Source organism: Polyangium sp. 15x6 (genome assembly GCF_029960785.1).
Taxonomy (GTDB): Bacteria; Myxococcota_A; Polyangia; order Polyangiales; family Polyangiaceae; genus Polyangium.
The window spans coordinates 22,097-30,559 of the sequence record NZ_JASBQE010000131.1 but is presented as its reverse complement, the minus strand read 5'-3'; the positions used below and the strand labels follow the sequence as shown (position 1 = coordinate 30,559).

Sequence of the window (8,463 nt, the reverse complement as noted above, 5' to 3'; positions counted from 1 at the left end):
GGCGCCGCTCGTCGATGCGGCCGCGGGGCGCCTTCGCCAGGGCACGGGCGCGCGCAGCGGGCGCACGCCAGCGGGGCCGCCGCCGGAGCTGCCGCCGGGGCCGGGCGGAGGAACCGAGATGCGCTCCTCGGACAGCGGAGCGGGCGGGTGCAGCGGCGCGGCGGCGGGGGGGTTCCCGCGTCGCTCGGGCACTGCGGCAAGCTCGGCCGCGCGCGGCGGGACGTTCGACGTGCGCTCGGGGCGAGCGGGCAGGGCCGAGATGCGATCGGGACGCGTCGGCAGGGCCGAGGTGCGATCCGTGCGGCCGGGCAGGACGGAGACGCGACCCTCGCGCCCGGGCACGATCGAAGGTCGATCGGGGTTTCGGCCGGGCAGGGCGGAGATCCGATCCGCGCGGCCCGTTCCGCCGGACGAGGTAGGCCGCTCGGAGCCCGTGCGCGTGGGGGCTGCAGGGTGCTCCGAGGGGACGCGGTTCGCGGCGGGGTGCTCGGACGGGCTGCGGGCTTGCGTGGGCTCTTCGGCGCGCGGGCCCGACGGGAACGTCGCGTCGAGGATCGGATCGGGCGGAAGCGCGGACGTATCGCTCGGCGGCTTCGGCGCGCGCATCGCCGAGGTGAGCGTCGCGTCGAGGATCGGATCCGGCGGGAACGAGGAGCCTTCCTGGGACTTCGCGGGCTGCGAGGTGGCCGCCTCGGGCCGCGCGAGCGTCGGCGGCTCGGAGGACCGCAGCGGGACGTTTTCCAGCGTCTTCGGCGGCTCGCTGATCGTCGCAGTCTGCTTGGCTTCCCACGCGGGCGCGGGTGCGGGCGGCGCCTCGGGCAGCGGCAGCGGCGGCACCGCGCTCTTTCGCTGACCGCGCATGAACGGCATCGTTCGCACCAGGCGACGGGTCGGCGTGTCGGGCGCGTCGTCGTCGTCGTCCGGCATCGCCTTCGGCAGCGCGCCTTTCGGCAGCGCGTCCACGCGCATCGTCGCCGGCTCGTCGTCCACGACCGGCTCCGGCTCCTTCTTCACGGCCGGCACCGTCGGCATCACGTCCGTCGTGTCCCAGCGCGGGCGGATGTTGCTCGAGGACAGGCCGTCCGCGACGCGCTCGAGCTCTGCGGCGAACGTCCGCGCCGTGGCCAAACGATCCGCGGGCTCCTTCGCGAGTGCCTTCAGCACGATCGCATCGAGCCCGGCTGGCAGCGCCTGCGTCGCGTACCGTGAGGGTGGCTCCGGCACCTGGAACGCGTGCGCGCGCGTCAGCTCCAGGAGCGTCGTGATGTGATCGAACGGCCCGCGCCCTGCGAGCAGCGTGTAGAGCACCATGCCCACGGCGTAGAGATCCGCGCGACCGTCGACCGGCCGACCGCGCGCTTGCTCGGGCGAGAAGAAGCGCGGCGTGCCCATCGCCACGCCTTCGGCCGTGGGGAACGCGAGCGGCAGGGGCGTATTGTCCCCCATCACGCCGATCACCTTGGCGACGCCGAAATCGAGCACCTTCACCAGGCGGCGCTCACCGTTCGGCGCGTCGCACAGGAACAGGTTGTCGAGCTTCACGTCGCGATGCACGACGCCCGCGTCGTGCGCCGCGGCGAGGCCCGCGAGCGCCTGACGCACGACGTCGATCGCCTCGGCCACCGGGAAGAACGTCCGCTGCTCGAGCTCCTCGCGCAGGTTCCGCCCGTGGAGCCGCTCCATCACGAGGAACGTCCGTCCTTCGGCCGTCTGCCCGAAGTCGGTCACCTGCACCAGGTTCGGGTGCGTGATCTTCGCCAGCGCTTGCGCCTCGATCCGCATCCGGTCGACGTAGTCGGGACGGTTCGCGTGCCGCTCTTGCAGGAGCTTCACGACCACGCGTTTGCCGAGCGCGACGTGCTCGGCCTCCACCACGTCGCCCATGCCTCCGCGGCCGAGCGGCGCGAGGAAGCGGTACGGCGTTCCGTCGAGCAGCGTGGGTTTGTAGCCCTGGGAAGCGGCCAGAGGATCCGACGGGACGATGGGGTTCTGGGCCGAGGTCACGGTCTCCGGCGATACTACTTCGTTCTGGCGCGCGCGGGGGGGGAGAGTCCGTGCTCGAATTGTGATCGGGACGGTCAGGTCACGAGCGCCTGGACGGCCGCGGCGACACCGAGCAGCGCGGCGAACGCGATCCACACGAGCCCCGGGCCCCAGATCTGCGCCGACGCGTTTCTCCGCGCGCGCTCGGGATCCCGCGGATCGTAGAGCACGGGCACCTCCGCGCCGATCCGCACCTCGTCGCCGGCTTTGCGGGTCCGCTCGACGACCTCGACGTCGAGCCCGTCCTCGGTCCGGAAACGGAGCCGCGGCGGTGGCTCGTCGTCGTCCGACTCGGCGGATGTGTTCACGACGACGCGCGCCGTCGCGATCTTGCCCACGCGCACGAGCCGAGCGGCCCGCGTGATCTCCACGAGACCTGCGAGCGCCGAGATCCCTGCCGCGAGGGAGATGCCGACGGACGAGAACACGACGAGAGCTTACCCGAGGTCCTTGATCACGGCCTCTGCGGCGTTGTGCCCCGCGGCGCCGATCACCGCGCCGGCCGGGTGCGCGCCGGCGCTCGCGAGGTAGAGACCGGGGACACCGAAGCGATACGGCATGCGCTCGGAAAAACCGTAGCTGTTGTCCACGTGGTGGATGTGTCCGTACGTGATGCCGAAATGTCGCTCGATTCCTTTGGGCGACAGCCCGAACGTGTCCTCCACGAGATCACTCGTGCCGGGCGCGAAGCGATCGCAGATCGAGAGCAGGTGCTTCACGTAGCCCGGCAGCGCGTCGTCCCAGGCGCGGCCGCCTTCGAGCTCGTAGGGCACCCACTGCACGAAGAGCGCGGCGTTGTGGCGTCCCTCCGCGTCGCGCAGCGAGCCGTCGACGGCTGTGTGGATGTACCACTCCATCGACGGGAACTCCGGCAGGCGCCCGGCCATCGCGTCGGCGTGGGTGTTTCGTAGCGACGCGAGCACCTCGTCCTCGTCGGGCAGGAGGTGGATCGTCGAGCCGTACTGCCCACGATCCTCTGGCAAACACGTGAACGTCGGCAGCGCTCGGAGCGCCATGTTCACCTTCATGGTCGTGCCCGGCCGCTGCACTTCGTCGAGGCGCTGCGACAGCGCTGCCGGCAGACGCTCTTTCCCCACGAGCCCGCGCGTCCGGTAGGGATCCGCGTTCGACACCACGACCTTCGTCGTGATGCGCGAACCGTCCTCCAGGATCACGCCGCTCACCGCGCCGTCCGTGACCTCGATCGACGCGACCTTCGCGCCTTCGCGAATCACCGCGCCCTCGTCGCGCGCCTTCGCCGCGAGCCTCTGCGACACCGTGCCCATGCCGCCTTCGACGACCATCCACGTCCCATCGGCGCCGGGCAGGCGGCACATGTTGTGGACGAGGAAGTTCATGCCCGTACCGGGCGAGTCGTAGCCGCCCGAGAGCCCGGAAAAACCGTCGGTCACGGCGTACATCGCCTTGATGAGATCGCTCCGGAAACCGAACCGATCGAGGTAGTCGCTCACGGGCCCGCGGCAGAGATCGACGAACGCTCCTCGAAGCGCCGGCCGCACGTATCGCTCGGCGGTCTCCTCCAGCGAGAGCGGCTCTTCGAGCCACGTCTTTGCGATGTCGTCACGGATCGCCGCGATCTCCTCGTTCAGCGCGACGTTCGCGTTCCAGTCCGCCTCCGAGAAAAACGCCGAGATCTGCCGGCGCATCGACGCCGCATCGGATCCGAAGAGCAGGTATCGGTTGCCCCGCGTGGGAAGGAAGTAGTGCGGGTCACGCCGTTTCATCGGCAGATCGACGCCGATCTTCGCGATGAGCTCCGGCGGGATCAGGCCGAGCAGGTACGCGCCGGTCGAGACGCCGAGCTTCGGGGCGCGGGAAAACGGGAATTCGGTTTTCGTGGCACCGCCGAGGGTGGGTTTTTCTTCCAGTACCAGAACCCGGAGCTTCTTCCGAGCGAGCAGGATGGCCGCGACAAGACCGTTGTGCCCGGCCCCCACGATCACGACGTCGGCGCGCTGTTCCATGCGAATTTCGTTAGCCCGCGTGCTCCCGTTTGTCCACGCATCACGGGGCCGCGGAGCGCTGGATCCAGCCAGGCAAAACCTTTCTGAAGATGGGGGCTGCGCTCGGACAAGCCGAGCTACGCCCCAAACCCCCCCTACGCACAGCGTCGAAGCGTTCGCCGCCGTTTACCGGGGCTTCATGAAACCGTTAATGTCGCGCCATGGCAGGCGAACGCGACGACGAAGCCGAGGTCGGCGACGAAAAGAAAGACCCGGCCGAGGGCGAAAGGCCCACCGAGTCCGAGGCTTCGGCGAGCACGGAGAAGGGCGAAGCAGAGGACGGGCCTTCGCGTGAGGAGGGCGCGAAGACGCACGCGGAGCCGCCACGCGCAGGCGCCGCGTGGGCCCGGCCGTTCGCGCGGGTCGAGCGAGCGCTGACGTGGTTCGAATCGCGCCTGCTTTTCGTGGTGCTGCTCGCGCTCGTGTTCTCGCTGGTCTCGTGGATCTCGCTGCGCGGCCTGGCCGCGCCGGTGCAAGCGGACAACGCCGCCGGAACGGTGTTTCGCGCGCTGCTCGGCGCGGCGATCCTCGGCGCGCTGGCGCGGTTCGGGACGGCGCGCGCGAAGATCGACGACGAGACGAAGCGCGCGATCGTGACGATCGTCGCGATGGCCATCGGCGCGGGCATCGCGCCGGCATGGCGCAAAGTCGGGGTGGAGCACTTCGACGCGATCCTGAACTGGCTCCAGGAGGGCTCGGCGCTCACGCTCGTCGGCGGCCTGCGCGGCGTCGCCACGCGCCTCACGTTGCTCGTCGCGCTCATCGGCGGCTCGCTCGCGGCGGCGCGATCGAAGCACATCAACATCGATGTCGTGCTGCGCTTCATGCAGCCGAAGCTCCGCCCCTTCGTGCACATCGCGGGCGCCGTCGCGACGGCCGTCGTCTGCTTCACCGCGGGCTTCGGCTTCTTCGACTACATCTCGATCGAGGGCTTCGGCCAGCGCAAGGACGCGCCGCTCGCGGAGAAGGTCTCCGGCGTCGCGCGCACCTCGTCGCTGCACGTCTTCGTCCTGCGTAAGCAACTCGCGCTCGATCTGCGGGTCATGCCCAGCGTGGTCTTCAAGGGGGCGCGCTGGGACGATCCTTCACGCATGAACGGTCGCGCGTGGAACACCTGGCTCGACGAGGCGGGCTTCGCCGAGCATTTCACCGCGGAGGAGGTCACGAGCATGAAGGCGCCGCCGGGCGCCGAGGACGAGCCGCGCGTGGCCATCGTGAACCTGCCCGGCGAGAGCGCGCGCGGCGTGCTCGTGCACGACATGAACCTCATGTGGGTCGTGGGGCTCTGGATGATCGGCCTGCGCGTGCTGCTCCGCGCGCTGCTCGTCGTATCCGGTCACGCCTCGCTCGAGCCAGACGCCGAAGAACCGGACGAGGACGACGCTCCAGATGCGACCGCGGCGGCGGGGGAGGGGGCGCAATGAAGTTCTGGGCGATCGTCATCCTTCTCCTCACGCTCGTGGGGATGCCGCTCTTCGCCGTGATGGGCGGCATCTCCATCCTGTCGTGGCTCGGCTCGGATCTGCCCGATCAGCGCTTCGTCCGGTTCATCGCGGCGAACGTGCTCGAAGACAGGTTCTCGAACACGCCGATCCTCGCCACGATCCCGCTCTTCACGTTCGTCGGCTACTTGATGGCCGAGTCGAAGACGCCCGATCGGATCGTCCGCGCCGCCTCGGCGGTGCTCGGCTGGATGCCCGGGGGTCTCGCGATCGTGTGCACCGTGGCGAGCGCGTTCTTCGCGACGCTGACGGGCGGCAGCGGTGTCACGATCGTCGCGATCGGCGGTCTGCTCTATCCGGCGCTCCGTCGGCAGGGCTATTCGGAGAAGTTCACGCTCGGCCTCGTCACGACGGCGGGGGCGATGGGCCTGCTCTTCTTCCCGAGCCCGCTCGTCATGATCTACGCCTTCATCGCGGGCGTGGACGTCACGCGCGCCTACAAGGCGACGCTGCCTCCGGGCCTCCTGTTGATGCTGCTGCTCTGCGGCTACGCGTTCTACGAGGGCAAGCGCTCGGGCATCCCGCGAGCAAAGTTCGACCTCAAAGAAGCCGGCTCCGCGGTGTGGCACGTGAAGTGGGAGCTCGCGACCCCGCTGCTCGTCGGTCTCGGCCTGGCGACGGGGCTCATGGAGCTCGACGAGAGCGCCGGCGCGGCCGTGATCTACACGCTGATCGTGGAGGTCTTCGTCTACAAGGATCTGACGCTGCGCAAGGTCGTGAAGGTGGCGAAGGACGCGATGATGCTCTCCGGGGCGATCATCCTCATCCTCGCGATGGCCACGGCCATGACGAACTACATCATCCAGGCCGGCATGCCGCAGGCGATCCTCGAGTTCTTCATGGAGCGAGGCATGAACGCCGCCTGGCAGTTCATCCTGGTCCTGAACTTCTTCGTCTTCGTGCTCGCGATGGTGATGGAGCCGTTCGGCGCGCTGCTCGTCGCGATCCCGCTGCTCATCCCGCTCGCGGCGACGTTCCACATCAACCCGTTCCATCTCGCGGTCATGTTCCTGTTGAACCTCGAGATCGCGTACGTGACGCCGCCGATGGGGCTCAACCTCTTCATCGCGAGCTTCCGCTTCTCGAGGCCGATCGTCGACGTCTACCGCGTGGTCCTGCCCTTCGTCGCGCTGCTCGCGCTGGGGCTCGGTCTCGTGATCGTCGTGCCATCCATGTCGAGCTTCACGATCGCAGGCGACGTCGCGAAGGCGCGCGCGCAAGCCGCGAAGGACGGGTCCGCGCCGCGCGAGGCGTGGCTGCTCGAATGCGTGCAGGAGGACACGAACAACCTCAAGCCGTGCTCGAAGGAAGACATCGCGAAGTGGGGCCCGGATGGGCAGGGGCTCGCCGCAAAGGAAGCCGAGAAGCCGAAGCCCACGGGCGACGTGATCCCCGCGATGGACACCGGCGCGGACGCAGGCGCGGACGCGAGCGTCGACGAGATGGACGCGCTGCTGAAGGAGATGCTCGGCGGCGGCGCAGACGCGGGAGCCCCCGACGCAGAGGCGCCGAAGGCCGCCGATCCGATGGACGATCTGCTGAAGGAGATGCTCGAAGCAGGGAAGGACGGAGGCTAGTCGCTTCCGCTCTCACGCTGGGGCCGCCGCGCCGGGGCTCTGCCCCGGGCCCCGCGGGGGCTGTTCGCCCCTCGACCCGAACCAGGGCAAGCCCTGGACTCGGGATGGAAGAACCGCGCGATGCGCGGTTCTTCCACCGGCCGGTGGCAAGACCACCGACAGTGTTGCCAGTTGAAAGGTCAGCGCGGCTGTCTTGGTTGGCAGGGTCGTCGCCAGTCTTGGCTCGGCCTGTTCGATGAACTGCGCATCGCGCAGTTCATCGACCCCGAGTCCAGCGCTTGCGCTGGTCCGGGTCCAGGGGCGGACAGCCCCTGGTCGGGTCCGGGGTGAAACCCCGGCGCTACGCTCTCGATCACACGCTCAAAAGCCGCACTCGCGCATGCGCACTTTGCCGAGGTAACGCACGGCGCGGCGCTTCGCGACCACGTTCGCGAGGCGTTGCTCGGGGAAGACGTCGCCGGCTTCGACGACCTCGGTCAGCGCTTTCACGTAGCTGTCCTTGTCGCCTTTGAAGCAGTGGTACTTCGCGGCGTACTGCACCTTTGTCAGGAGCATCTTGCCGCCGTGGATTGCGAGCGACTGATCGAAGTGCTTCTTCGCCTCGTCGAGCTCGGCCATCGCGGTGCGGGCGTGGTACGCGCCGAGGATCGTGTGACCGCTGCCGGCCATGTACTTCGGATCGAGCGCGACGGATCGTTCCATCAGCGCGACGCCGATGAACAGATCTCCGACGGCTGCGGGGTCGTCCTTCAGGATGTTCGTCTTGCTGATCCACGCGTAGCCGGCCCAGAAGAGGGCAGGGGCGTCGCGCTCGGGATCCGTGAACTGCGCGGTGTAGGCGCGCATCGTGTCGTCGTTCTTGCGCGCACCCTCGAAGCCCGGGTGATACGTCTCGAGGAGCTCGAGGCCGTACCGTAAGCCGCGATCGTAGGCCGCGGCCGCGCGGTTTCGCAGGTGCAGATACCGCGGACCTTCGAGGCCCTCCTCGTCCTCGGCCTGTTCGAGCTCGTCCTCGGTGAAGGCGAACGTCGCGCTCGTCCAGGTCTTGACCAGCGCGAAGAGCGCGTCCTCGTTGTCCGGGGCCAGGTAATGCATGCCCTCGAACTGGCCGATGCCGTTGAACGCGACGACCTTCGCGACCTCGTAGTCGGTCATCGTGTCGATCGCGGCCGAGGCCGTGGCCGTGGCCTCGATCTGGCCTTCGAGGAACATCTTCTTGATGCACCCCGTGCTGGCGAGCGAGAGCGCGGAGAGTGCGAGGACGGAGAGGGTTTGGAAGGGACGCACGACGTGGATGGTACGTCGTGTCCGCGATGC

The 8,463-nt window shown here is 69.0% G+C and carries 6 protein-coding genes; 2 read left to right on the top strand and 4 right to left on the bottom strand.

The window, feature by feature from the left end; all coding sequences use genetic code 11:
• From QHF83_RS47650 to QHF83_RS47640, 3 genes are all read right to left on the bottom strand, one after another.
• The coding region (locus tag QHF83_RS47650; RefSeq protein ID WP_282424801.1) for a serine/threonine protein kinase at positions 1 to 2,004 on the bottom strand (2,004 nt) is incomplete at its 3' end.
• Between the two features lie 74 nt (positions 2,005 to 2,078).
• Positions 2,079 to 2,471, bottom strand: a complete 393-nt coding sequence (locus QHF83_RS47645) for a DUF3592 domain-containing protein (protein WP_282424800.1) — start codon at positions 2,469 to 2,471, stop codon at positions 2,079 to 2,081.
• Between the two features lie 9 nt (positions 2,472 to 2,480).
• Positions 2,481 to 4,028 carry an NAD(P)/FAD-dependent oxidoreductase gene (locus QHF83_RS47640; protein WP_282424799.1) on the bottom strand — a complete coding sequence of 516 codons (1,548 nt, stop codon included), beginning with the start codon at positions 4,026 to 4,028 and terminating at the stop codon, positions 2,481 to 2,483.
• A 200-nt stretch (positions 4,029 to 4,228) separates the two neighbouring features.
• Between QHF83_RS47640 and QHF83_RS47635 the strand changes: the two genes are divergently transcribed.
• Both QHF83_RS47635 and QHF83_RS47630 read left to right on the top strand, forming a co-directional pair.
• Positions 4,229 to 5,491, top strand: coding sequence for a TRAP transporter small permease subunit (locus tag QHF83_RS47635; RefSeq protein ID WP_282424798.1), 1,263 nt, complete (start codon positions 4,229 to 4,231; stop codon positions 5,489 to 5,491).
• Positions 5,488 to 7,146, top strand: coding sequence for a TRAP transporter large permease (locus QHF83_RS47630; protein WP_282424797.1), 1,659 nt, complete (start codon positions 5,488 to 5,490; stop codon positions 7,144 to 7,146). Before QHF83_RS47635 ends, QHF83_RS47630 begins: the two co-directional genes overlap by 4 nt.
• A 360-nt stretch (positions 7,147 to 7,506) precedes the next feature.
• Here QHF83_RS47630 and QHF83_RS47625 read toward each other — a convergent pair whose 3' ends face one another.
• On the bottom strand, positions 7,507 to 8,433 hold the full coding sequence (locus QHF83_RS47625) for a TRAP transporter TatT component family protein (protein WP_282424796.1): 927 nt from the start codon (positions 8,431 to 8,433) through the stop codon (positions 7,507 to 7,509).
• Positions 8,434 to 8,463: the final 30 nt, after the last annotated feature.

Bases quoted from the DNA above. Each gene is read 5' to 3' on its own strand.
- QHF83_RS47635 (WP_282424798.1), top strand. From the start codon at position 4,229: ATGGCAGGCGAACGCGACGACGAAGCCGAGGTCGGCGACGAAAAGAAA.
- QHF83_RS47630 (WP_282424797.1), top strand. From the start codon at position 5,488: ATGAAGTTCTGGGCGATCGTCATCCTTCTCCTCACGCTCGTGGGGATG.
- QHF83_RS47640 (WP_282424799.1), bottom strand. From the start codon at position 4,028: ATGGAACAGCGCGCCGACGTCGTGATCGTGGGGGCCGGGCACAACGGT.